This is a genomic window from Pontibacter diazotrophicus (genome assembly GCF_003367245.1).
Classification (GTDB): domain Bacteria; phylum Bacteroidota; class Bacteroidia; order Cytophagales; family Hymenobacteraceae; genus Pontibacter; species Pontibacter diazotrophicus.
Map to the genome: position 1 here is coordinate 39614 of NZ_QRGR01000017.1, position 23427 is coordinate 63040.

A 23427-nucleotide genomic window follows, 5' to 3' on the forward strand; every position below is an offset into this window, starting at 1 on the left:
TATTAGTCCCGGGTCAAACCACCCCTGGCCCCTCCTTGTCCAAGGAGGGGAGTCTGCTGTTCCGGTTTCTCCTGTTTTTTTTTATAGCTCACGTTTTCAGGTTTTGTGCTTTTGTATCATTTCAAACATTTACCAGAACGGCTGATGCTACACTGCTATGCTGCCTCGAACACTAGTTCCAATTCCCCTCCTTAGACAAGGAGGGGTTAGGGGTGGTTGGATATTTCACCCTTCCTGCCACAGCACAATAGCAGCGGTCACCAGCAAATTCACCAACGTTAGGGGCAGCAAAATCTTCCAGCCAAATTCCATCAACTGATCATATCTGGGGCGGGGCAGCGAGGCGCGTAGCAGGACGAAGATCATAAGGAAGAAGGCTGTTTTCAGGATAAACCACACGATGGGCGGTAAGAAGTCTGGGCCCAGCCAGCCGCCAAAGTAAAGGGTGACGAGCATACAGGAGATGAGCGTAATGCCCATGTATTCCCCAATAAAGAACATACCGAACTTCATGCCCGAATACTCAGAGTGGAAGCCTGCTACAATTTCACTTTCTGCCTCCGGTATATCGAATGGCAGGCGGTGCGTTTCGGCTATGCCTGCTATAAAGAAGATGATGAAGCCCAAGAACTGCGGGATGACAAACCACATGCCCGCCTGCGCCACAACAATATCAGATAATCGGAAGGAGCCACTTAGCAGCACGACACCCATCAGGGCCAGGCCCATAAAAACCTCATAAGAGATCATCTGAGCTGCACCACGCATAGCTCCCAGAAGTGCGTATTTGTTGTTGGAGGCCCAGCCGCCCAGAATGATGCTATAGGCACCCATGGAAGACATGGCCAGGAAAAACAGCAGCCCGATGTTGAGGTCTGCCACCACAATGCCGGGTGCAAAGGGCACCACTACAAAGCTGAGCAGTACTGTTACCACCACCACAGCAGGGGCAATTACATACACAGGCTTGTCAGCAAAAGGAGGTATCCAGTCTTCTTTAAAGAAGAGCTTCAGCGAGTCGGCCAGCACGATGAAGAGGCCGAGCGGACCTGCCCGGTTCGGGCCATAGCGGTCCTGCCAGAGGGCCAGCATGCGGCGCTCCACCCAGATGAGTCCGGCTGCCACGTTGAGCATCACGAACAGCACGCCGCCTATAATCAGAAAGTAGTTTGGGGTTGCTTCTTCCATTTTAAATTACGGTTTAAGATGGCCCATGCAGGTAATTCTGCAAAGGGTACAGGAGGTAAGCCAATCGGTAAGCCGGCTGTGCCACTGGGTATGTGCGGGCTTGTTTTCACGGGTAAATCGTAGTTCTGGCCTGCTATGGTGAAATGTAGCGTTTGCCCGTCTTCCAACTTCAGGCGCATGGCATCAGCGGCATTCAGCGCTACATAAGGTTCGGGGGCGCGCTCCATAATAGGAGGGGAGTAAATGCTTAACTCTTCGGAGCCGAACGTATGATACAGCGGCAGCATAAACAGGTGGTCCTCCAGTGGTAAAAAGTTCTGAGGAACAGCCGTAGAAAACTCTCCCGTACCGGATGGCTCAATAAGCCGCACGCCCGGGTCGCCGCCTTTCAGGTGGCCGCCTACTTCCTGCTGGTATTTATTGGTAGCCTGGTTAGAATTCCAGCCTGGCGCCCAGAAGAACGGAATCATGGACGAAGGCGGCTGGCCCCGGTATCCTTCCATGGTATAGGAAAGAGGAGAGTCAGGGTCTTCGGGCGGTTTAGGCTCGCTTACATTGACATTGGCCAGTATAGAAGTGCGTCCACTGAAACGATGTGAGGCCCGCGGAATCTTCTGGCCCGCAATGCGAAACTCAGAGGTAGGTGCAACGGCTTCAATACCACGGAATGCAGGAAGTTCAATGACAATGGCACGTAAGATATCGTCGTAGCCGTGCCACTGGCTGATTTCATCATGCGCCACAATGGTTCCCAGTTCCGACAGCCATCGCCAGCTTTCCTGAATGTCTTCTGCGGTAGGGTGTACCTGGTAAAAGCGCTGTGCCCGCCCTTCGTTATTGATGAGCGTGCCATCAGATTCTGAAAAAGGACCTGCCGGCAACAAGATGCCTGCCGTTTCGGTCGTGCGGTTGTGCAGGTGGTCCAGCACAATAACTTGCTTGCAGGCCTTGAAGAAATTGGTGACAGTAGCCTCACCGGCACGCCTGTACAAATCATTTTCCAGGATGATAACGGTGTCGGCATAGCCGTTGAGCACAGCCTCCAGTCCTGATTCCAGTTTATGGCCCCCCAGCATTGCTAAACCCATACTGTTACATTCCGGCACAGTGAGCACGATTCCTGCAGCTCTTTCTCTCGCACATAAGGCATCTGCAATGTTGGCGGCGGCCTTTAGTACCCGTTCGTTTCCGCAGTGTGTGCCTGAAATAATCAGCGGGTTTTTAGCCGCCAGCAGCGCATCCGCAATCTGCCCGGCCAGTTTCTTTTCTTCCTTTTTCAACCCTTCTACTGGCGGACAATCAAGGCAGATGTTATGTGCCACGGCATAACCCAGACGAGCAATCGCCTCGGGAGAGGCAAAGTAGGTTTGAGTGGCCAGTTCATCCAGTTTGGTCTCGGTGAAAGTAGCGCTAAACAGAGGCCCTTTTTCGGTCTGTACGAGTTCCCGCACCGCAGCATCCTGCCATACTGGAATATTCGCTTCGGAAACCTGCTCCAGCAGCGGCTTCTGTCTTACAGCCTGTCGTACTGCCAGCGCCAGCATAGGGGCGGTGTTTGTGAGGTCTTCTCCGAGTATGAACACCGCATCCGCCATTTCCACCTCTCTCAGAGAAGGTGTGCGTGCTGCCCCTTCTCTTAAAATCCGAAGTGCCAAATCTGTGAGGTCATGATCCATATCAGAAACCCCATGGTGGAAGTTGTCCTCTCCAACCAGTGTTCTCAGTACATAGTTTGATTCTAAAGAGGCACGTGGCGAACCGATGCCAATGACTCTACCTGCTTTCACGGCTGAGGCCGCTGCCTTTAATGCCAGGTACTTATCGGTTGCCTCCGGTAGCTGGCTGCGCACGAGTGGTTTGCGTATGCGGCTGAGGCTGTTTACATGCTCATAGCCAAAGCGCCCGCGGTCGCACAGGAAATAACCGTTCACTTCGCCGTTATAGCGGTTGGTGATGTTTCTGAGGGTTCCGTATCGTTCCCCGGCAATGGTATTACAGCCGAGGCTGCAATGGTGGCAAATGGATGGAGCCGTGGTCAGATCCCATTTACGGGTATAGTGCTGCTTGAGGGTTTTGTCTGTGAATACACCCGTCGGACACACTTCTGCTAAATTGCCGCTGAATTCACTTTCCAGCACACCGTCTTCGTGGCGACCAAAGTACAGGTGGTTGTGCGCCGCGAAAACATCTAAATCTTTTCCGCCTGCATAGTCTTTGTAGTAGCGCACGCAGCGATAGCACTGTATGCAGCGGTTCATCTCGTGGTTGAGGAAGGGGCCGAGGTACTGGTTGCGATAGGTGCGCTTCTCGAAGGAATACTGGCGGTAGTTGTGGCCGGTCATCACGGTCATGTCCTGCAGATGGCAGGAGCCGCCTTCGTCGCACACCGCACAGTCGTGGGGGTGGTTCGTCATGAGCCAGCCGATGACGTGGGCGCGAAATTCCTTCGCTTCCATATCGGCCACAGACACGCGCATACCATCCCGCACCTGCTCCATGCACGACATGAAGAGCTTGCCTTTGGTATCGTTTTCGTCGCGGTACACTTTTACGGCACACTGTCGGCAGGCACCTATCGACCCCATGGCGGGGTGGTAGCAAAAGTAGGGTACATCGAGGCCTAAGGTGAGGCAGGCTTCCAGCAGGTTTTTGCCTGCTGTTACGTCATAAGGTTTGTTATCTATATAGATGGTTGCCATACTTTGCTCCAGGGACAGTGGTGTTCGTGAATGTGTCGCTCAAAATCCTCTCTGAAATATTTCAGAGCGCTCTGCAGGGGTTCCATGGCGCCGGGTGCCAGTGCACAGAAGGTGTTGCCGGGGCCAAGGTATTTGGTATGAAAATCGAGTGTGAGCAGGTGTTCGGGTTTGCCTTCGCCTCTGTCGATGGCCAGCAATATTTTCTCTACCCAGGGCAGCCCCTCGCGGCAAGGGGTGCAGAAGCCGCAGGACTCCTGCGCAAAAAAGTGCTGCAGGTTGTGTACAAAACCCACCGGGCAGGTCTGGTCGTCGAGGATAATCATCGTCCCGGTGCCCATGCGGCTCCCGGCTGACTGTATGGAGCCGTAGTCCATGGGTAGGTCGAGGTGTTCTTCCACCAGAAAGTCTGTAGAAGCCCCACCGGGTAAAAGACCTTTGAACAGGTAGCCGTCCTGCATGCCGCCGGCGTATTCTTCCAATATTTCACGTATGGTGGTGCCGATGGGGAGCTCCCAGCAACCGGGCTTTTTCACGCGGCCGCTTACACCAAAGAGTTTAGTGCCGGAGTCAGGGCTTTGGCTGAGGCCTTTGAACCATTCGGCCCCATTATTCACAATATGGGGGAGGTTACAAAGCGTCTCCACGTTGTTAACGATGGTGGGTTTGCCGTAGAGGCCACTCACCTGCGGGAAAGGAGGCTTGGCTCTTGGGTTGGCCCGCTTGCCCTCCAAAGCATTGAGCAAGGCGGTTTCTTCGCCGCACATGTAACGCCCCACGCCGGTGTGCAGGTGCATCTCGAGGCTAAAACCGGAGCCGAGGATGTTTTCGCCTAAATAACCGGCTTCCTGTGCCTCCTGTATGGCCTGGGTGATTTCCTGGGCGGCCAGTTTGTAGGCCCAGCGGAGGAACACGTATGAGATGGTAGCTTGTATGGCATAAGCGGCCACAATCATGCCTTCGATGAGCTGGTGCGGGTTGCCCTCCAGTAGGAGGCGGTCTTTGAAGGTGCCAGGCTCCATCTCGTCGGCGTTCGCCACCAGATACTTGGGAGTGGCTGCTTCCGGGCCCATCGGCACGAAGCTCCATTTCAGGCCCGTATTAAATCCGGCGCCGCCGCGCCCTTTCAGGTTCGAGTCTTTCACCAGCGTCTGTACTTCGACGGGTGTCATGGCCTTCAATATCTTTCGTACGGACTGGTACCCGCCTACCTTTTCATACTCTTTCAAGCTGAGCGGTTTGCGGCCAGGTACAATGTGTTGGGTAAGGGGCAACTCCATAGGCCCACATTCAGTTTAGGTATACTTTGTCAAGATCTCATCCAGTTGTTCCACCGTTAAATTCCGGTACAAATCGTTGTCAATCATAAGGGCGGGGGCACAGTCGCAGGTGCCGAGGCAGCAGTTTGGTAGCAGGGTAAAGCGGCCGTCTGCTGTAGTCTGGCCGTACTGTATGTTAAGGGCGCTGTAGAGGTGGTCGCGGATGCTTTCGTAGCCCATGACATAGCAGCTGATGCTGTCGCAGAGCAAAATCACATGCCTCCCGACAGGCCTTCTGAAAATGAGGTTGTAGAAAGTTGCCACGCTGTCCAGTTCTGCCGGCGACATGTCCACTACTTCCGCTACATCCTTCAGGCTTTCATCTGAAATCCAGCCACGGTTGTGCTGCACGATTTTAAGCGCTTCGATACAAGCGTTTTTCCGTGTCGGCACGAGGCTTATTTCATGTTCTATTTTCTGTATTTCCTCTGAAGTCAACATTTGCTTTCAATTATGAATTAGAATTTATGGATTATGATTGAAGGGTGGCTTCATCATAATTTATAGCTGTTCAATTCAGCGGCTATCGCTTCGTGTCAATGTTTTCTGCCGTTGTTGTTTCACCAAAAACTGATTTGTTTTAGCTTTCTGTTAATGGTGAAAACAACAACAGCATGACTGTAGTACACCTTAACTCTCTAACTCTCTAACTCTCTAACTCTCTAACTCTCTAACTCTCTAACTCTCTAACTCTCTAACTCTCTAACTCAAATCACCTGTCAATGTCCGCCAGTACATAATCCATGGCTCCGAGTATAGACAGCAGATCGGCTACCGTATAGCCTTTGGTAATGTAAGGGAGCATCTGCATGTGCGGGAAAGAGGGAGTGCGGATGCGTACCCGGTAGGGTGAAGTATTCCCGTCGCTGGTCAGGTAGTATCCGTTTGCTCCTTTCGTGGCTTCGATGCAACTCATGGCTTCGCCGGATGGTATCACCGGGCCCCAACTCACGCCTAGAAAGTGCGTGATGAGGGTTTCGATGTCATGCATCGTATGCTTTTTAATGGGAGGAGTCGTGAGCGGGTGATCTGCTTTATAAGGGCCTGCGGGCATGTTCTTCAGGCACTGATCAATGATTCGCAGGCTCTGACGCATCTCGGCCACGCGCACCAGGGCACGATCATAGCAGTCGCCGTTGGCGGCAGTGGGCACCTCGAAGTCAAACATCTCGTAGCCGGAGTAAGGCTGCTTTTTGCGGAAGTCCCAGGCAAAGCCGCAGGCGCGTAGATTAGGTCCTGTTACGCCCCATTCAATGGCCTCATCGAGTGTGAAAATTCCGATGCCTTTGGTGCGGGCCTTGAAAATGCTGTTTTTCATCACCATGTTATCATATTCCTTCAGCCTCTTAGGGAAGTAGTTGATGAAATTCTGCACTAGCGTTTCCCACCCATTCGGCAGGTCCTGTGCCACGCCGCCAATGCGGAACCAGTTGGGGTGCATGCGTCCGCCGCAGACAGCCTCTACTATATCAAATATCTTCTCCCGGTCGCTGAACATGTAAAAGACAGGGGAGAGCTGTCCTACATCCTGCGCAAAGGTGCCGTACCACACCAAGTGGCTGGCAATGCGGAAAAGTTCGCACATCATAATGCGGATTACCTTCACCCGCTCCGGCACCTCTATGCCCGCCAATTTCTCCACCGACTGCAGGTAAGCCATGTTGTTCATCACGCCGCCCAGGTAATCTACCCTATCGGTGTAGGGGAGGTAGGTGTGCCAGGTCTGGCGCTCGCCCATTTTCTCGGCACCGCGGTGGTGGAAGCCGATGTCAGGGATGGCATCTACAATGTCTTCTCCGTCCAGCTGCAGTACGATGCGCAGCACGCCATGTGTGCCCGGGTGCTGCGGCCCGATGTTGAGGAACATGAAGTCGCTGTCGTCGCTTTGCCGCGCCAGGCCCCACTCTTCCGGTTTAAACTGCAGGGCCGCCTGCTCCAGGTCCATTTTATCGTCGTAGAGCTGGAAAGGACCCATCTCGGTTGCGCGTGAAGGGTGTTCCTTACGTAGCGGATGCCCCACCCAGGTGCGGGGCATCAGGATGCGGTAAAGGTGAGGATGCCCTTCAAAGCGGATGCCGAACATGTCATACACCTCCCGCTCATACCAGTTGGCGTTGGCCCAGAGGCTGCTGATGCTTGGCACCAGCGGAAAGTCTTCTTTTAAACCTACTTTTAAGCGGATAAAACTGTTGCGATCAAAGGAGAGAAGGTGGTACACCATAGTGAAGGCGTACGGTGTATGGCCGTTGTCCTTCTTGCGGGTCCGTTCATCAATGGCTGTCAGGTCGAAGAGCATGCGATACGGTTTCGGGACCTCCTGCTTCAGGAAAGCCAGCACTTCTTTTATTTTATCTACAGGCATCCAGAGGGTGAGTATCTCATCCTTTGTCGTTTGAGGTTTGAAGGTTGAAGCCCCAAACTTGTCCTGCAAATGCTGCAATATGCCACTTTCGAATTCCATAGTAGGAAGTAATAAATGCCCGAAATACGTTAACTCATGCTACTATTTTCTCTATTTGATTATTTATGTTAAATAAAGGCTATTGCTGTTCTGGAATTTTAATCCGGAACTACCCCTGCTACTAGTTTCCTGATCCGTGTATATTACTGGCTCTGGGAATTAAGAAATCCCCTTCAGAATGCTTTCGGATTTTATAACACGAAATAGCATCAGAGCTTTAGTATTTTATCTATTGTCCTTTGTCCGATCTATACTTCATCCGGCGACCTGAACTCCGTCATATTAGCCCGTGTTTCCTGCCGTCTTATTTTCACGTCTACCTTCTCCGGTTTAATGACACCCTGTTCGCCTATGGTCCAACTGAGCGGTCTCCTCTCTTTTCCAACCGATTCTGCCAGCAGCATCAGGCCTTCCATAAAGGCATCGGGTCGGGGAGGGCAGCCGGGTATGTATACATCCACGGGTAAAAACTTATCCACTCCCTGCACCACACTATAGATGTCGTACATACCGCCGGAATTTGCACAGGAACCCATGGAGATAACCCATTTAGGCTCCATCATCTGCTCATGCAGCCGTTTGATAATAGGTGCCATTTTGATAAAAACGGTACCTGCTATGATCATAACATCCGCTTCACGCGGCGTACCCCGGATTACTTCTGCCCCGAAGCGTGCTACATCATATTTGGGCGTCATGCTGGTAGCCATTTCCACAAAGCAGCAGGAAAGCCCGAAATGGAAAGGCCACATCGAGTTCTTTCTTCCCCACGCTACCAGGTCCTGCACCGTCGTGAGCATGATGCTCTGTTTGATGCTGTCTTCAAACGAGCCTGTGCCCTCTACAGTAGAGGCAGGTGCATCGGGTTTTGTTAGCCACCATTTCATATTACTTCGGTTAAGGTGTTGCGCTGACTCTCTTGATTATCAGCGCGTATTATTAGTTGTCTTTGAAATCAAAAGGAACCGGCTGTGATTCAAGCTAGTTACCTTTAAAGGTGCATAGCTGAAATCACTTACCTGTAAACAGTAGCGGCCTGTTTAAAAGCGTTCATTTTTTTGTTCAAATACTAAGACAGAAGTATGTGCACACCAAGTCAGGTGTTTTGCATCAGTCTTATTTTATCTATGATAATTTGTGACGTATATTCTGTGTTAGGAAGACGGCTTATGGCTCATTTTCTTATAGGCAGCCAGAATCTTTTTGCCGTCGGGCCCGAAATCCAACGCGCCGTTCCGCCATTCATATACCAATACAATGGCCAGTAATCCTATAAATACCAGCACACCAATGTAGCCGTACCAGCCTAACTCCCGAAAGGCAATAGCCCATGATAGTATGAATATTGTTTCGACGTCGAAGATGACAAAAAGCATTGCTACAAGGTAAAACTGCGAGGAGAAGCGCATACGCGCCGTTCCCGCACTCAAGATTCCACCTTCGTAAGGCTCACCCGTGGCGCGCTCATTATGATGCTGGCCTAACACATAGGAAAGGCCGAGGATGATAGCTACCAGGCTTAATACAATGGCGCCATAAACCAGCAGCGGCCACAATATGGTCGCGTTTTCATTTGAGGTATACACATCTTGTCCGCCTCCTTGCGGAAATTTTGTTGATGTTTCTGATACCAATTAAAAAAGAATAATCGTGCTGCTGGCCCTTGGTTATACCTGGCCAGCTATATAATGCTCGAGGTTGTCTATAATGAATTTCTGCTCCTCTATTATATATTTCACTATGTCGCCGATAGAAATAAGGCCGACTAGTTTCGTTTCTTCCAGGACAGGTAAATGGCGAATGAACTTCTGGGTCATGAGTTTCATGCAATCTTCCACTGTTTCGTTGGGCGTTACAGTAAGAGGATGTTCACTCATGATTTCTTTGACAAGGGTTTCTTTGGAGGCTTTACCCTTAAGGATGACTTTTCGGGCATAATCTCTTTCCGTGAAGATGCCAACGAAATTACCCTGGTCCATTACTAACAGGGCTCCCACGTTTTTTTCAACCATCAGCTCCAGGGCGCTGAAAACAGTGGCGTTTGGATCTACAGAAAGAATATCGTGTCCTTTTTGCTGTAAAATATGTCTGACTGTTCCCATAACTTCATCCTTTTGGTTTAGATAATTGGGCTGTTTGAATAATTTAAATCAATATACGATTATTTAAATAACTATGGCAAGAAAAAAGAAAAAAAAGTAAAATGTGAAGTATTTGATTTACAATTATTTATGAATGATGGGGTGAAGGTTACAAATCAGGGGCTGGAAAATGAGGTTGTTGTTAAAACATTGTGGTTCTGTTAGTTACTTCCTGATTTGTGTTGGTGGTTAAAACATAATCCTTTTATTGTTGTTTTGGTATAAAAACAAGTTATATTTTGCCTTTGTATCAAACAAGTACTATTCTTGTGATAGCTAAGTTCTGATGTACAAAGAAAAGGTACTTCGTGGGAGGTGTACCATCAATTCAATCGCAACAAAGCGGTAGAAACTAGTTTAGGAGTATTGATAAAGATAGCGGCAGATAACTATCTAGTCTTACCCTTATGATTTGCAGCATAGTAGTTGCACACTTTTACGGACTGCGAGCCGGCCCACCACTACAGAGAAATGTGTACTGTTCTTTACTTTGAATAAAAAGCAACAACAAGTTTTAAAGCAGGATGGCGCGCTGCCTGAGTTTCGAGGATCTGGCAAAAAGAAGGAGCGGCGCAAAGACACGTTCGAACATGCCTTTGCGCCGTTGAAAGATTAGGTTGAATGAAGTCTGACCGCACTTGAATTTTTAAGCAGAAGCGCCTGCTAGGGTTTTCTCTGAATGGGTGTTAACTGTGTTGGCAGAAGGCCTGAAAGTTTCCCGTAGAATCCTTGTTGCGTAGCAGTTCATGTCACTGTCACCGCTGTATATTTTGTTTATGGGTACGCCACGTTCGTTGCTGAGCAGGGTAGCGGAAGTTACAGCCTCTGCTTCATCTTGTGCCGACAGGTCAAGCCCTTTTATAGCAGCATATTCCTTGATAGTATAATAATAACACATAGGCGTATATGTATATTCATGACTTGTTGATGGGCATACGGATTTTGTGTAGAAAAGTTATGCTGTATTTCGTGTTTTTTCAGACTGAATCCTCAGGATAAAGAATACTTTAGTCTGCGCGCCTGCGTACAGGATGAAAGTTTTAAAATGCGAGAGGTGCTTTGATTTTAAAATACTGCGGCTAGCGTACTGTCTGACAGAAACCATTACATATCCATACTGTATATAACAATATGCTCAACAGGAACCTACTGATACTTGTGTTTATAATGTACTCCTTTGTTGCTCCAGCGCAACAGAAACTGGATGTGCAGGGGCATCGGGGCGCTAGGGGACTGATGCCTGAAAACACTATCCCGGCTATGAAAAAGGCGCTGGATTATGGTGTGACCACACTAGAGTTGGATTTAAGTATAAGCAAAGACAAACTGCCGCTTGTATCGCATGAGCCTTATTTCTCAGCTACAATTTCCCTTACGCCTGAAGGTAACGCTATTCCTGAGGCAGAAGAAAAGAACTACAATCTATATAAGCTGACTTACGATGAAATCAGGAAGTATGACGTAGGCAGCAAACCACACCCGGACTTTCCGGAACAGCAAAAGATGGTAGCCTACAAGCCCTTGTTAGCAGAGTTGATTGACAGTGTGGAGCGTTATGCGGCTAGTAGGAACATGCCGCCACCACACTATAATATAGAGATCAAAGCATCTCCGGAAGGGGATAAGGTCTTTCATCCAGAGCCGGAAGAGTTTGTTGCGTTAGTGATGCAGGTGGTGCAGGAGAAGGGAATACAGGAGCGCCTGATTTTACAGTCTTTCGATCCAAGAGTTCTGGAGCAGGCTCACAGTAAGCACCCCGACATACCTATCGCTTTTCTGGTTAGTAACCTGAAAGGGTTGGAAGCTAACCTGCAGCGCCTGAGTTTCCAGCCTGCCGTATACAGCCCGTACCACAAGCTAGTGAACAGTAAAATAGTCGAGGCCTGCCATGAAAAAGGCATCAGGATAATACCCTGGACAGTGAATGATAAAACCCGGATACGCCAGCTGGTGCGCATGGGAGTGGATGGTATCATTACGGACTACCCAGACAGAGTAGAAATTCCTGCTAAATAGCTTATGATTAGATGAAGGTTGCTATGCATGTATAATCCTTTTTAGAAGCGTTGCGACCTATTTAATAATTGCCTGTATTACAGCGGCACCCGACTCTTTGCCTTGTCTAATTCTTCCTCGTTAGTTAAATCAAGCCGGAGCGGAGTGACAGACACATAGCCCTGATCAACAGTCCAGCGATCAGTACCTTCCTCGGTTTCTTCAACCGGTTTCACCGTAAACCAGTAGTGCTCGCGCCCCATGGGGTCGGTGCCCGGTACAACTTTACCATCATAGTGCCGCAAAGACTGACGCGTCCAACGAATCCCCTTTGCATCAACAGGTATGTTAACGTTGAGCAACGAAAGGTCTTTTTCTGGCAGCAACAGCTCCAGCGACTTTTTGACAAAAGGTTTGATTGTACTAAAATCCGGCTCGTCGCGGGTGACAGGCGTGCTAAAGGCAATGCCCCGGCAACCAAACAACACTGCCTGCTTCGCAGCTGCCAATGTACCCGAGTGCCAGGCTGAATTTCCCAGATTTGTTCCCAAATTAATACCAGACAGTACCACATCTACCTTTTGGTCCCAATGAAAAAGACCAAGCGCAACACAATCAGCAGGTGTGCCATTTACACGGTATGCCTCAAAGTCCGCGATAGGAGTGCGCCGGTACGTTAAGGGGCGCGAAGCGGTGATGGCATGCCCCATTGAAGACTGCTCCACATCCGGAGCCACAATTCTTACTTCGCCAAATTGAGAAGCCGCCTCAGCCAGCGCTAAAATGCCTGGGCTGTAAATTCCGTCATCATTTGCAATTAAAATACGCATACAAGATTCCTTTTGAACGTAAACCTTATTTCCGACCTAAGCTGAAGTAGCGTTTGCCGGAATTTCAACTAAACTCCTATAGCATACTCGATTATGGCGACACGTGTTACCTTGTTTCACAATCCTACAGCGGGGTTAGAAAATCACTCAAAAGAAGAGCTGCTCCAGGCGCTTCATGAAAAGGGATATCAAACTACCTATGTTGACACGAAGAGCGACGATTACGCTGAGATGCTAAAAGAGCCTGGCGAATTGGTGGTGATAGCGGGAGGAGACGGTACTGTGGCAAAAATTGTGAAGCACCTGCTTCACAAGGACATCCCGATAGGACTTCTGCCTTTGGGTACGGCTAATAATATTGCCAATAGCCTGGGCATAGCAGGGGAGGCGGCAGACATTATTGCGGGGTGGGATTTGTCAAAGAAGAAGCCTTTTGATGTAGGCTTGGTGAACGGACCAGATGGAGAGAGCATTTTTTTTGAATCTGCAGGATTTGGAATTTTCCCCCAGCTCATCAGCCAGCACAGCAAGGATCGGGATGAAAAGAAAAGCCGGGAAGAAGAACTGGAAAGTGCCTTACAGCATGTGCAGGAAATCCTCCATAATACCGAGGCGCATTTCTGTACACTTCATATGGAGGAGGAGCAACTTTCGGGCGACTATTTATTAGTGGAGATCATGAACATCCGGCTAGCCGGCCCTAACATGGATCTGGCACCTGAGGCCGATCCCGGTGATGGCCTGCTGGATGTTGTATTGGTGCGGGAAGATGAGCGTGATAAGTTGGAGGCATACATTGCCAATCGATTACGGGGCAAAGGCAATACAGAGGAATGGCAGGTGCGGCGCGCAAAAGAACTTCAGGTAGAGTGGAGCAGCAAGAGTTACCATGTAGATGACGAAGTACATGAAAGTGAGGCTCCCATTAGCGTAGGTATTCGTATTATACCTGATGAGTTAGAGTTTCTGGTGCCTTAATTCAGAAGAAGTACAGAACTTCATTATAAATTTTCTGTTAATTAAAACGTAACAGGAATCCAGTTCTTACCTTTGTTATACGCACTATCTTTGTCACAATCTGTCAAAGGCATTACCTGCTTATACCCTTAATCTATATGTCAATCACCATCATAACACAGGGAAAAGATTTAACTCCCTGGGTTAATGCACTAAAAGAGAGAAGACCAGAACTAGACCTCCGGATTTACCCGGAAGGCACACACAGAGAGGATGTCGAATTCGCGTTGGCCTGGAACCACCCTTTAGGCGCGTTTAAGGAGTACCCTAACCTGAGGTGTATTTCTTCTATGGGGGCCGGAGTGGATCATATTTTAAAAGACCCTGAACTGCCCGAAGCAGCCATTATCACAAGAATAACTGACCCAAACCTTGCAAAGGACATGGCAGAATTTACGGTCGCGCTTGTCATGAACCATGTACGCGGCTTATCGTCCTATAAAATTGCGGAACAGAGGCAGTCGTGGGAGCCAAAGAGGTACCTGAGAACTGAAGATGTTACAATTGGCGTGATGGGGGTGGGTGTATTAGGAACTTATGTTGCCAGGCATTTAAATGAAATCGGATTTAAAGTGAATGGCTGGGCAAGGACAGCGAAGGAGATCGAACATGTGGAGGTGTATGTGGGCCAGGATGGGCTCGATGCCTTTCTGGCAGCCTCCGATATTCTCATCTGCCTGCTTCCTTTAACAAAGGAGACAGCCAATATACTCAACAAGGACACTTTCAGAAAATTACCGGAGGGTGCTTTTGTCATCAACGTAGCAAGAGGCGAGCATCTTGTAGAGCAGGATTTAATCGGAATGATTGATGAAGGGCATTTGGCGGGAGCAAGCCTGGATGTGTTCAGAGAAGAGCCTTTGCCAAAAAATCACCCCTTCTGGGAGCACCCTAAAATAAATATCACACCGCACATTGCCAGTATCACGAATCCGGCAACAGCCGTTTCCCAAATTCTCGATAACTATGACAGGCTCAAAAAGGACGAGCCTTTAACCGGTACTGTTTCACTCACAAAAGGATATTGATATGAGCGCATTCCATTATGCTTTTAAGGTAAAAGACATTGCATCCACGCGCAGGTTCTATGTAGACATCATGGGTTGCGCAGAAGGAAGAAGCACCGAACGCTGGATTGATTTTGATTTTTTCGGCAACCAGCTTTCGGCACACATCAGCACACACATTCCAGCGCTGGACTATTGTGGCACCGTGGATGGCGTAAGCGTGCCGATTCCTCATTTCGGATGCATACTGGAGTACGAGCAGTTTCATGAAGTACAGGAACGTTTGCTTAAGCACAATATAGAATTTATTGTGAAGCCGCAAACGCGGTATGAAGGACAGAAAGGAGAGCAGCAGACGATGTTTATCCTGGACCTGAGCGGAAACCCAATTGAGTTTAAAACCTTTCGAAATAAAGAGGAGGTGTTTGCTTCTTAGTGAGGATCATGTATGTTAGTAGCAGTAGCTCTCTGAAATTTGCAAACTCTGGACTGCCTTTGCGCACCTTAAGGTAATATAAGTAAAGGAGGAGTGCATGCAGGCATTATCTAGTATTTCCTTATTTTGCTTTATTCTAAATTACTTCGAAACAACCAGTTAGCGAAACAAGAAGACGGGGAATGGGAGTATAATAGGAAACAGAAGAATGTGAAATCTTAATTTTAAAGTTATGGAAGCAACCTGCAATCACTGCACCCATTGGGAGCAAGACCAGAATAAAATAGAGATGCAAAGCAAAGACTTTGGCGTTTGTGATGAACTTACCGGCCAGCATGCCATGGATCCTGCTTATGTACTGCCTTTAGTACATGAAGGACCTGCAAATGACTCTAAGCCAAAGCAGTTCGAAATGATAACCGGCGCCACATTTGGCTGCAACCACTTCAGCGAGCGCAGAAACTGGGTGAGATAATACATGTGGTTCTACACTAAGGATTAACCTAATCTTACTCCTTTTTTTCCCGCATTTAATAAAGGTGTGGTGAAAGGGAGAGTTATAAGGATAAGCTATATATCAGGAAGCCGTTTGTTGTAAAAAGCAAGCGGCTTTTTTTGCGCCGTTGTTAGCTATGCCGCTTCTCTTGAAGCAAAATACGTGGCATCTTTTGCCCCTCCCTATAATGAATTGGCTTTTGTGTGCAGGATTGGCTAAAGCTCAGAACAATCAGAAAAGCGCAGCATGTAACCAGGTATTTATAGCTTCTTTGTTGTCTGATTCTGATAAGCCACTGCACGCCAGGAGTCGTACATTCTTAAAACTTGCTGCTATACTTTCCTGTCATTAAAGCATCTATCACTTTTGCCACCTCAGCAGGATTCATTTTTTCTACCAGGTATGCCTGCTTGTCATTTTTACCGGGCATCCACTTGTTGCTGCCATCTGCAGCCACTACAACGTATCCGTCTTTATTCAGGTCCCAATAATCATTTGAATTAGAAATAGCATATAAAACTGACGCCTGATCCCAACTCTGCCTTCCTTCAAAATTGTTGTAGAGTTGGTAAGCCCGCCAGACCGGACTTTCCTTTGGAAGTGACTTTTGTAGATATTCCCCTCCGGTTATGATTTTATCTCCAATTTCCCATCCGGCAAACACCACCTGGCCAGGCCATTTTTCTACACTTGTTTTGGTGGATGCCGGGTCAGGACGGTAAAAGTTAGCTTCTTTGCCTTCAGGATACACACCTCCCATACAAGACCAAAGCTTTACCTTCTTTTTGATCAGGTCCAGCCCTGAGAGCTTACTATGCTGATCTGGTTTAGATTCAATCAGGTTCTGCAGATTTGTTAAGTGACCAACCGTAATAATGACAACACTGGAATCGGGCTGGGAGGATAGAAGCTTACGGTATAAAGCTGTCGCATCTTCTGCCTCGTCGTAAGAGGTAAGGCTGTGGGGGAATTCCTGGCTTAGCTGCCGGGTATATTTTGAGTTGTCCCGGAGGGGGAAACCCTTTAGCGCACCAATAGGAATGTCAGGACGGCCAAAATAATGATTGATGGCATCCGTACACATCGGTGCGTATTTATCTTCGCTGGTCACGATTATCCCCAGAATTTCCACAGCATTATGGTCGGCAAAGGTATGCAGCATCGCCAGTGCACCCACATCGTCTACATCGGAATCTATATCTGTATCAAATATTACTTTAACAGGTGACTGCGCATATACTACAGTAGTAGCTGTACTGATAGTCATGATGAACAGTAGTCGGAGAATTTTCTTCATTTGATGTTGGGGTATGACAGTAGCACGAAAAAAAACAGGAAGAGATCCGCTATAGAACTAACAGATACAGGAATCAAGATAACAGAAAAAAATACAAAAGACCAGCGGAAGCATAATTCCGCCAGGTACAGAATAGCCACCCCATTGGCACTACCTGTTAGTAGAACTAATTTCAGTTCCTCCTCCTGAGCTAAGAATGCTTGTAAACAGCAAACTACCAATACGCACAGTTAACTGACAGCCGTAGGGGAGTATATAGGGCAGAAACAAAAATGCCAGCCGCTAAAAATTGCGGCTGGCATTATGACTATTTCTGATGTAAATTATCGATTCAGAATTTTACTGTCCACATCAAAGGTTAGAGTTCCTCTGCCCGGTTTTCCGTCATCTGAAATACCTTCGGCAATTACCCTGTAAGAGGTGTTGCGATCGGCGGTATAGAACGTCACCGTTGCCTTTCCGTTTGCATCCGTTGTTACACTAGGGTTCCAGTAGATAGTGCTGCGTAGGTCGGGTTCGTTTCTGTCTGTACTTTGCCGGTCGTGGCGCGGACTGTAAAATTCTCTGACTTTGCTATAGCCCCTGGCCTCGTGTACAATAATATAAGTGCCGGGTTCCACTTCTACTTCTTCCTCGCCACCACGGTTGGTAAAAAAGGCGATAACTCCTCCGGAGGCCCTTCCGCCATAGATGCTGGCATTAGCGGCATTTTTCAATACCTCAATCCGGCTGATGTCGAGTTGGTTCAGGCTTGTAAGGGCACTCTCTGAAACAGGAACACCATCTATTAAATAAAGTGGTGGTGACTGTTGCCCCCGAATGCTGGCCCGGAACTGATTCTGCCCCGAACGATACACCTGCAGGCCTGCTACCCGCCCCTGAAGGCTTTCCAAAATATTGCCGGAAGGCGCCATAGGCAGTTCTCTACGTGTTAAGACAACATCTGCTTCCTGGTGTAATTTGAACGGCTTATACACATCTTCTTCTCCCTGTATGCTAACTTCCGGAAGAAGGATACCTCTTAATGTGTAGGTCTCGCTTGTATCTGCTGCTGAGGCAATCAGCTGGTTGCTCGCCTGTAAAAACGCCTGCTTTGTATCAGCCGAAGGAGCATCAGACTGCGGTGCATGAGAAGCTGGTATCTGAGGTTTATAGCTGCCCTCATCCATTACAACCTGCAGGTGCTTGCGTCTTCCTCTGGCATCCGTACCCTGTATCACAACCTCCACATCGCCCACAAAGTCAAAGCCCCTGAAGGCGAACTCGCCCTCTTTGTTGGTTTCAGTGGTGATAAAGGCCTGGTGCTGCCCCTGCACGTACAATAACACTTCGCCCTTTGCCACAGGCTTGCCTTTGTTGGTTAACAGTTTTCCGCTGATGGTCAGGTCTTTTTCGTCTCTATGCTTTATGTCAGGGAAATTGCCTGATGCAGCCTCTTCCCAGCTGAACCGGCGCCAGCCCTGTGTCATGAGCAGGTGCTGCAGCGCTTCTTTCCTTTCGGCATCATTGCTCTCAAAATAGTAACCGGGCTGTTCTACATGGCCGCGCAAGTCGGATGTCAGGAGTAAATAACTCTTGATGCCCAGCCCGTGTTCATTATGCTTTACCAGCTCATCATCTGTTACAGCCAGTGAGAAATCAGTGGCGACAGGCTTTCCGTCCCTGCCTTTTGCTTCTAACTGCAAGGTCACTTGTTCTCTTCCGGCAAAAGTCTCCTTGTTTGCAGTAACAGTCACATCAAGATTGTCCTGCTGATCCACGAACACCAGTCGTTCGGCCAGTGCCTCTCCGTTGGTGCGGGCTAAGTGAAAGCGGGCAATACCAGTAGGAAAGTCAGCTTTTGATATTTCCTGACGATACGTTTGGCCCGGCTGCAATGTAAAGGTTTGGGAATACTGTAGCGCATCCTGGCTAATACCGGTCAGCACCAATGGTTCCTGCTCGTTTACATTTCCCGACACCGTCACACTGATTACGTTTTCGTCGGATACTTCATCTACTCTCAACACATAACCCCTTGCCTGTGCCAATGGTAACGCATACTCGAGGCTTTCGCCATCGCTGGTTGTTACCCTGGCAAAATAACGGCGTCCTTCACGGGGCAGCAGCTCAAAGGCCCCCATACCCAGGTGCGTGTCTGTGAAATCTGTAAGCTTCTGGCCCTGATCATCAAACACACTACCTGAAACAGCTACTCCTGTTCCCCCAGGACCTATCGCTTTAAAAGCTACACGGTTCGTAAGTCCCTGTACCAGATCGCCCCCTTCCGGGAAAAACTGGAAATCCATTTCCTGTGAAACTGCAGCAGCTTCCTGCTTACCTGCGGTTTCGGGCCCAAGTACGCGAATGGTTTTGTTAAAGAATGTGTTTTCACCAAAATTGCGCATCCACTGGGTATAAGCAGAAAGACTGTATGTTCCTTCCGGTAAGTCGCGGGGCAGAACAATATCACCTGCTGCTTTTCCATCTTCTGCTTTCAGCATCAGGCGATGAACAGCCTTGCTTTCTGTGTTAAGCAAATCAACGTAAAGCACATCGCTTTTTGTTGAAGGGTGTAGCGTAGCGGCATCCACTATATAGCCTTTCAGCCACATGGACTGACCTGGGGTGTAATAAGGCTTGTCTGTCTGCACATACACTTTTTCAGGTGCATACTGCGCCCGGTAAGTGTTCAGGTAAGACTGCAGCCTCTGTAGTAAGTCCGTCTGCGGACTAACAAATGCCATGGATGCCAGCAGTAAAAGAGGCACCATGTATATGAAATATCTATATTTAATTGGCTTCATATCTTGTTGAATTTATATTTTATATCGGCTTGTGTTTTTTAGTATATCCAAGACAAAAACCGTTCCTGAATATGCAGTTACAAACTTTACTTGTATAGGTTTACGATTGAAGCTGTGAGATGTGTCTGTATATAGTACAAAATGAATAACACGGGATTGCGATTTGTAAAAAGTGCAGTGTTCTTTCTTTCCTCGCTCGTTGCCTGTAGTGATTCTTACTTGCCCGCTGCTAACTAAGGTTTAAGCTCCACAAACCATTGCCTGAAGTCTTTCAGCAAAGTTCTGTGATGGCTTTAGCGAAATTGTATAGGCTGCGTGTTCTTTTTTACGTAACACTATAAAATCATTCGCACATTAGAAACGGAGCGGATTGCGCAAAAAACCCGCGTGCGCAAGAGGGGCCTTTATGGCCTAAAGGTGCGGGTTAAAATTAGACAAACTTAGATTTTACAATATATGGCAACGGGTATAACACTGGAGAGTTTTTTAGATACGAAGGAAAAGAAGTTAGCATTTTTCCAGAACATGGTTTTAGTAGCGATGGCGGACAGATACATAGATGATGCGGAAAGTGACTTCCTGCTGTCGATAGGTGAGCAACTGGATTTATCGGAAGAGGACACACTACCCATCACGGATAATCTCTCCTCGCTCACATTTATCATTCCAGAGGAAGGACTCCTGAAAACGCTGGAGTTGCAGGCGCTGGTGATGATGGTGTTGCAGGATGGCGAAGTGGAAGAAAGGGAGTATAACCTATGCCTGGAGTACACACGCCGGATTGGGTTCAGCAAAGATATCCTGGATGAGCTAATCACTAAGCTGAGTAATAGGCAAAGTTGAAAATCATAACCTGAGAAGCCCCAGCCTATGTGTTGGGGCTTTTTTGTTTTAGGCGCAAAAGGTTATAATAACAAACCTTTATCTGAAAGCTTTAACCATGAAAGAGGCCTTGGAATAAAGCTCTTACGGCTTAACTATCTCTTACCTCCGCCGTACATTTTGAGAACTTATCTGCTGATACAATGCTGGTTGAAACGGAAGGCGGATTTAATTTATCTATCACTGAAGAAGAAAATTTATGCAGCAGAAAGTAAGCGATTTTTTAATTGAACGATTATCTAAGTGGGGTGTCAGGCGCATTTTCGGTTACCCGGGCGATGGGATAAACGGTATTCTGGGTGCCTTGCACAGAGCAAACGGTATGATGGATTTTGTTCAGGTGCGCCATGAGGAGATGGCTTCTTTAATGGCCTGCGCTCACGCCAAATTCACAGGTGAAGTAGGGGTGTGCCTGGCTACTTCCGGGCCGGGTGCTATACACTTGCTGAACGGATTATATGATGCCAAATTAGATCATCAGCCGGTTGTCGCTATTGTGGGGCAAAAATCCCGCATGTCGTTAGGCGGGCACGCGCAACAGGAGGTAGACTTAATGTCTCTGTTCAAAGACGTGGCTGGAGAGTATGTGCATATGGCTACCGACGCAAGGCAGGTGCGGCACCTGATAGACAGGGCCATGCGCATTGCAAAAGCACAACGTACCGTTACATGCATTATCGTGCCCAACGACGTGCAGGAGCTGGAGTACCAGGACCCGCCCCACGAGCATGGTACCATTCACTCCGGCATTGGCTATACTGTACCCCGTGTTATTCCCCAGGACGAGGATTTACAAAAGGCGGCAGAGGTGCTGAATGCAGGAAAGAAAGTAGCCATACTGATAGGAGCGGGAGCGATGAACGCTGCCAGTGAAGTAACACAGGTCGCTGACATACTAGGGGCAGGTGTGGCAAAAGCCTATTTGGGTAAAGCTGCCTTGCCCGATAACCTGCCCTTTGTAACAGGTGCTATCGGTTTTTTCGGTACCGAAGCGACACATAAAATGATGCAAGGCTGCGACACCCTGCTCATGATAGGCTCCAGCTTTCCCTATGCTGAGTTTCTGCCACAGGAAGGGCAGGCCCGGGGCGTGCAGATTGACATAGACGGCAGGATGCTGAGTATCCGCTACCCAATGGAGGTGCCCCTGGCAGGAGACAGTGCTGAAACGTTGCGAGCCTTAATGCCGCTGCTGCACAGGAAAGAAGATCGCTCATGGCAGGAAAAGATAAAGCAGGACATGCAGGACTGGTGGAAGCAAATCGAGGCGTGGGCCGCCACTGAAGCGAAACCGCTCAACCCGCGGCTGGTATTCGAGAAACTATCACCGCGCCTGCCGGAGGACTGTATTCTTGCTGCGGACTCAGGTTCTACCTCCAGCTGGACCGCACAGCATATCCGGATGCGGGAGGGGATGCAGTTTTCTGTTTCAGGAACGTTGGCTACCATGGGCTGTGCCGTGCCTTACGCCATCGCGGCCAAATTCGCTTACCCAAACAGGCTGGCTGTTGCTTTTGCCGGTGATGGCGCTATGCAGATGGGCGGAAATGAAGAGCTGATCACAATACAGAAATACTGGCGGCAGTGGAGCGATCCGCGTCTGATCGTGCTTGTGCTGAACAACCATGATTTGAATTTTGTAACCTGGGAGCAGCGCCTGATGCAGGGGGAGCCAAGGTTTGAGGCCTCTCAGGAATTACCTGATTTTAATTACGCGCAGTATGCCGAGTCCTTAGGTTTGACAGGCATCCGTATTGACAGTCCAGAGCAGGTAGAGGCAGCTCTGGAGAAAGCGCTGCAAGCTGACAGGCCCGTGGTGATCGAAGCCATAACAGATCCTGAAGTAGTGCCTTTCAGCCCTCAGGTAGCCGTTAGTTTTTCTGACAAACTTGCTTCAGCGATTCGGCAGGGAGACGAGGCCGCCGAACGAAACTTAAGAGAGCCCTTACGCAGTGCTGTAGAGCGCCAAAGTGAAAAAGGGTAGGGAATATAGATTTGTATTCATCGTATAATCGTCTAGTCTTTGCCAGCAAATATGCTTCCTGCGCTGCCTCTGAAATGACAGCTATAACTATCATATTTAAGTTTACTAACAAATATACTATAAGCAAGTGTGCTTCCTTTGTAAAGACAAAGAGCAATGGGCGTCCTCAAAAGAAACAATGTTAATGTAAGTGGTGCTGGCAAAAAAACAATCGTCTTCTCGCATGGCTTTGGTTGTGATCAGAACATGTGGCGTTTTGTCACACCGGCTTTCAAAAATGACTATAAGATTGTGCTTTTTGACCATGTTGGTGCCGGTAAATCAGATAGCACTGCCTATAGCAAGATGAAGTATGAAACACTGCAGGGGTATGCGGATGATTTGCTCGAAATTTGAGAGGTGCTGAACCTACAGCAGGTTATCTTTATGGGCCACTCCGTGAGCTCCATGATAGGTGCGCTTGCCGCAATTAAAAAGCCTGACCGTTTCGAAAAGTTGGTGATGGTGGGTCCCTCTCCCTGCTACATCAATAGCAACGGCTACAGGGGTGTTTCTCAGGAGAAGACATAGAAGAATTGCTGGAGTCTCTGGAAAACAACTACCTGGGTTGGTCTGCTGCCATGGCACCCGTTATTATGGGGAATCCTGATAAACCGGAACTGGGGGAGGAACTCACCAACAGCTTTTGCCAGACGGACCCCGAAATTGCCAGGCATTTTGCGCGTACAACCTTTCTTTCTAATAATCGGACAGATTTAAGAAACATCAGAACGAATACACTCATACTGCAGTGCTCTGAAGACGTGATAGCGCCATTGGAAGTAGGTCTCTGTAAAGAGTGAAGAAGGAACGGGAACAGAATTTGGATTTAATCTCGGCCTCAAACTTGGCG

22 protein-coding genes are annotated in these 23427 nt (G+C 48.5%); 10 read left to right on the top strand and 12 right to left on the bottom strand.

What is annotated here, in order from left to right; translation table 11 throughout:
• Positions 1-225: 225 nt before the first annotated feature.
• The 9 genes from nuoH to DXT99_RS15615 form a co-directional block, all read right to left on the bottom strand.
• Positions 226-1188 carry an NADH-quinone oxidoreductase subunit NuoH gene (nuoH, locus tag DXT99_RS15575; protein WP_115566505.1) on the bottom strand — a complete coding sequence of 321 codons (963 nt, stop codon included), beginning with the start codon at positions 1186-1188 and terminating at the stop codon, positions 226-228.
• Positions 1158-3887 (bottom strand): NADH-quinone oxidoreductase subunit NuoG, encoded by a 2730-nt coding sequence (nuoG, locus tag DXT99_RS15580; protein ID WP_115566506.1) that lies wholly within the window; start codon positions 3885-3887, stop codon positions 1158-1160. Before nuoG ends, nuoH begins: the two co-directional genes overlap by 31 nt.
• Entirely contained in the window at positions 3869-5164 is a 1296-nt protein-coding gene (gene nuoF, locus DXT99_RS15585; protein WP_115566507.1) for an NADH-quinone oxidoreductase subunit NuoF, read from the bottom strand. The genes nuoG and nuoF overlap by 19 nt, the downstream gene beginning before the upstream one ends.
• A 15-nt stretch (positions 5165-5179) precedes the next feature.
• Entirely contained in the window at positions 5180-5644 is a 465-nt protein-coding gene (gene nuoE, locus DXT99_RS15590; RefSeq protein WP_115566508.1) for an NADH-quinone oxidoreductase subunit NuoE, read from the bottom strand.
• Between the two features lie 271 nt (positions 5645-5915).
• The gene (gene nuoC, locus DXT99_RS15595) at positions 5916-7664 is read right to left on the bottom strand and encodes an NADH-quinone oxidoreductase subunit C/D (RefSeq protein WP_115566509.1); all 1749 of its coding nucleotides are present in this window, start codon (positions 7662-7664) and stop codon (positions 5916-5918) included.
• A 248-nt stretch (positions 7665-7912) separates the two neighbouring features.
• A complete protein-coding gene (locus DXT99_RS15600) occupies positions 7913-8551 on the bottom strand; it encodes an NADH-quinone oxidoreductase subunit B (protein ID WP_115566510.1) in 639 nt (212 codons plus the stop codon).
• Positions 8552-8818: 267 nt separating this feature from the next.
• Positions 8819-9250 carry an NADH-quinone oxidoreductase subunit A gene (locus DXT99_RS15605; RefSeq protein WP_220273398.1) on the bottom strand — a complete coding sequence of 144 codons (432 nt, stop codon included), beginning with the start codon at positions 9248-9250 and terminating at the stop codon, positions 8819-8821.
• An 81-nt stretch (positions 9251-9331) separates the two neighbouring features.
• Positions 9332-9766, bottom strand: coding sequence for a CBS domain-containing protein (locus DXT99_RS15610; protein ID WP_115566511.1), 435 nt, complete (start codon positions 9764-9766; stop codon positions 9332-9334).
• Positions 9767-10451: 685 nt separating this feature from the next.
• Entirely contained in the window at positions 10452-10703 is a 252-nt protein-coding gene (locus tag DXT99_RS15615) for a hypothetical protein (RefSeq protein WP_115566512.1), read from the bottom strand.
• A 233-nt stretch (positions 10704-10936) separates the two neighbouring features.
• Between DXT99_RS15615 and DXT99_RS15620 the strand changes: the two genes are divergently transcribed.
• The gene (locus DXT99_RS15620; RefSeq protein WP_115566513.1) at positions 10937-11821 is read left to right on the top strand and encodes a glycerophosphodiester phosphodiesterase; all 885 of its coding nucleotides are present in this window, start codon (positions 10937-10939) and stop codon (positions 11819-11821) included.
• Positions 11822-11898: 77 nt separating this feature from the next.
• Here DXT99_RS15620 and surE read toward each other — a convergent pair whose 3' ends face one another.
• Entirely contained in the window at positions 11899-12630 is a 732-nt protein-coding gene (gene surE, locus DXT99_RS15625; protein ID WP_115566514.1) for a 5'/3'-nucleotidase SurE, read from the bottom strand.
• 93 nt (positions 12631-12723) lie between these two features.
• Between surE and DXT99_RS15630 the strand changes: the two genes are divergently transcribed.
• From DXT99_RS15630 to DXT99_RS15645, 4 genes are all read left to right on the top strand, one after another.
• Positions 12724-13608, top strand: coding sequence for a diacylglycerol/lipid kinase family protein (locus tag DXT99_RS15630; RefSeq protein WP_115566515.1), 885 nt, complete (start codon positions 12724-12726; stop codon positions 13606-13608).
• Between the two features lie 137 nt (positions 13609-13745).
• Entirely contained in the window at positions 13746-14675 is a 930-nt protein-coding gene (locus DXT99_RS15635) for a 2-hydroxyacid dehydrogenase (protein WP_115566516.1), read from the top strand.
• A 1-nt stretch (position 14676) separates the two neighbouring features.
• Positions 14677-15090: a VOC family protein gene (locus DXT99_RS15640; RefSeq protein ID WP_115566517.1), complete on the top strand. Its 414-nt coding sequence runs from the start codon at positions 14677-14679 to the stop codon at positions 15088-15090.
• A gap of 232 nt (positions 15091-15322) precedes the next feature.
• Entirely contained in the window at positions 15323-15565 is a 243-nt protein-coding gene (locus tag DXT99_RS15645) for a hypothetical protein (RefSeq protein WP_115566518.1), read from the top strand.
• Between the two features lie 340 nt (positions 15566-15905).
• Here the strand turns inward: DXT99_RS15645 and DXT99_RS15650 are convergent, their stop codons facing one another.
• Together DXT99_RS15650 and DXT99_RS15655 are read right to left on the bottom strand one after the other, a co-directional pair.
• The gene (locus DXT99_RS15650; protein WP_115566519.1) at positions 15906-16883 is read right to left on the bottom strand and encodes a nucleoside hydrolase; all 978 of its coding nucleotides are present in this window, start codon (positions 16881-16883) and stop codon (positions 15906-15908) included.
• Between the two features lie 323 nt (positions 16884-17206).
• A complete protein-coding gene (locus tag DXT99_RS15655; protein ID WP_115566520.1) occupies positions 17207-19669 on the bottom strand; it encodes a TonB-dependent receptor plug domain-containing protein in 2463 nt (820 codons plus the stop codon).
• Between the two features lie 456 nt (positions 19670-20125).
• Here DXT99_RS15655 and DXT99_RS15660 point away from each other — a divergent pair, with 456 nt between their 5' ends.
• From DXT99_RS15660 to DXT99_RS15680, 5 genes are all read left to right on the top strand, one after another.
• Positions 20126-20512, top strand: a complete 387-nt coding sequence (locus DXT99_RS15660; protein ID WP_115566521.1) for a hypothetical protein — start codon at positions 20126-20128, stop codon at positions 20510-20512.
• A gap of 238 nt (positions 20513-20750) precedes the next feature.
• Positions 20751-22535: a thiamine pyrophosphate-requiring protein gene (locus DXT99_RS15665; RefSeq protein ID WP_115566522.1), complete on the top strand. Its 1785-nt coding sequence runs from the start codon at positions 20751-20753 to the stop codon at positions 22533-22535.
• Positions 22536-22691: 156 nt separating this feature from the next.
• A complete protein-coding gene (locus tag DXT99_RS15670) occupies positions 22692-22931 on the top strand; it encodes an alpha/beta fold hydrolase (RefSeq protein ID WP_115566523.1) in 240 nt (79 codons plus the stop codon).
• Positions 22932-22934: 3 nt separating this feature from the next.
• On the top strand, positions 22935-23105 hold the full coding sequence (locus tag DXT99_RS15675; protein WP_115566524.1) for an alpha/beta fold hydrolase: 171 nt from the start codon (positions 22935-22937) through the stop codon (positions 23103-23105).
• Between the two features lie 5 nt (positions 23106-23110).
• Positions 23111-23377, top strand: a complete 267-nt coding sequence (locus DXT99_RS15680) for a hypothetical protein (protein ID WP_115566525.1) — start codon at positions 23111-23113, stop codon at positions 23375-23377.
• The last annotated feature ends 50 nt before the right edge of the window (positions 23378-23427 follow it).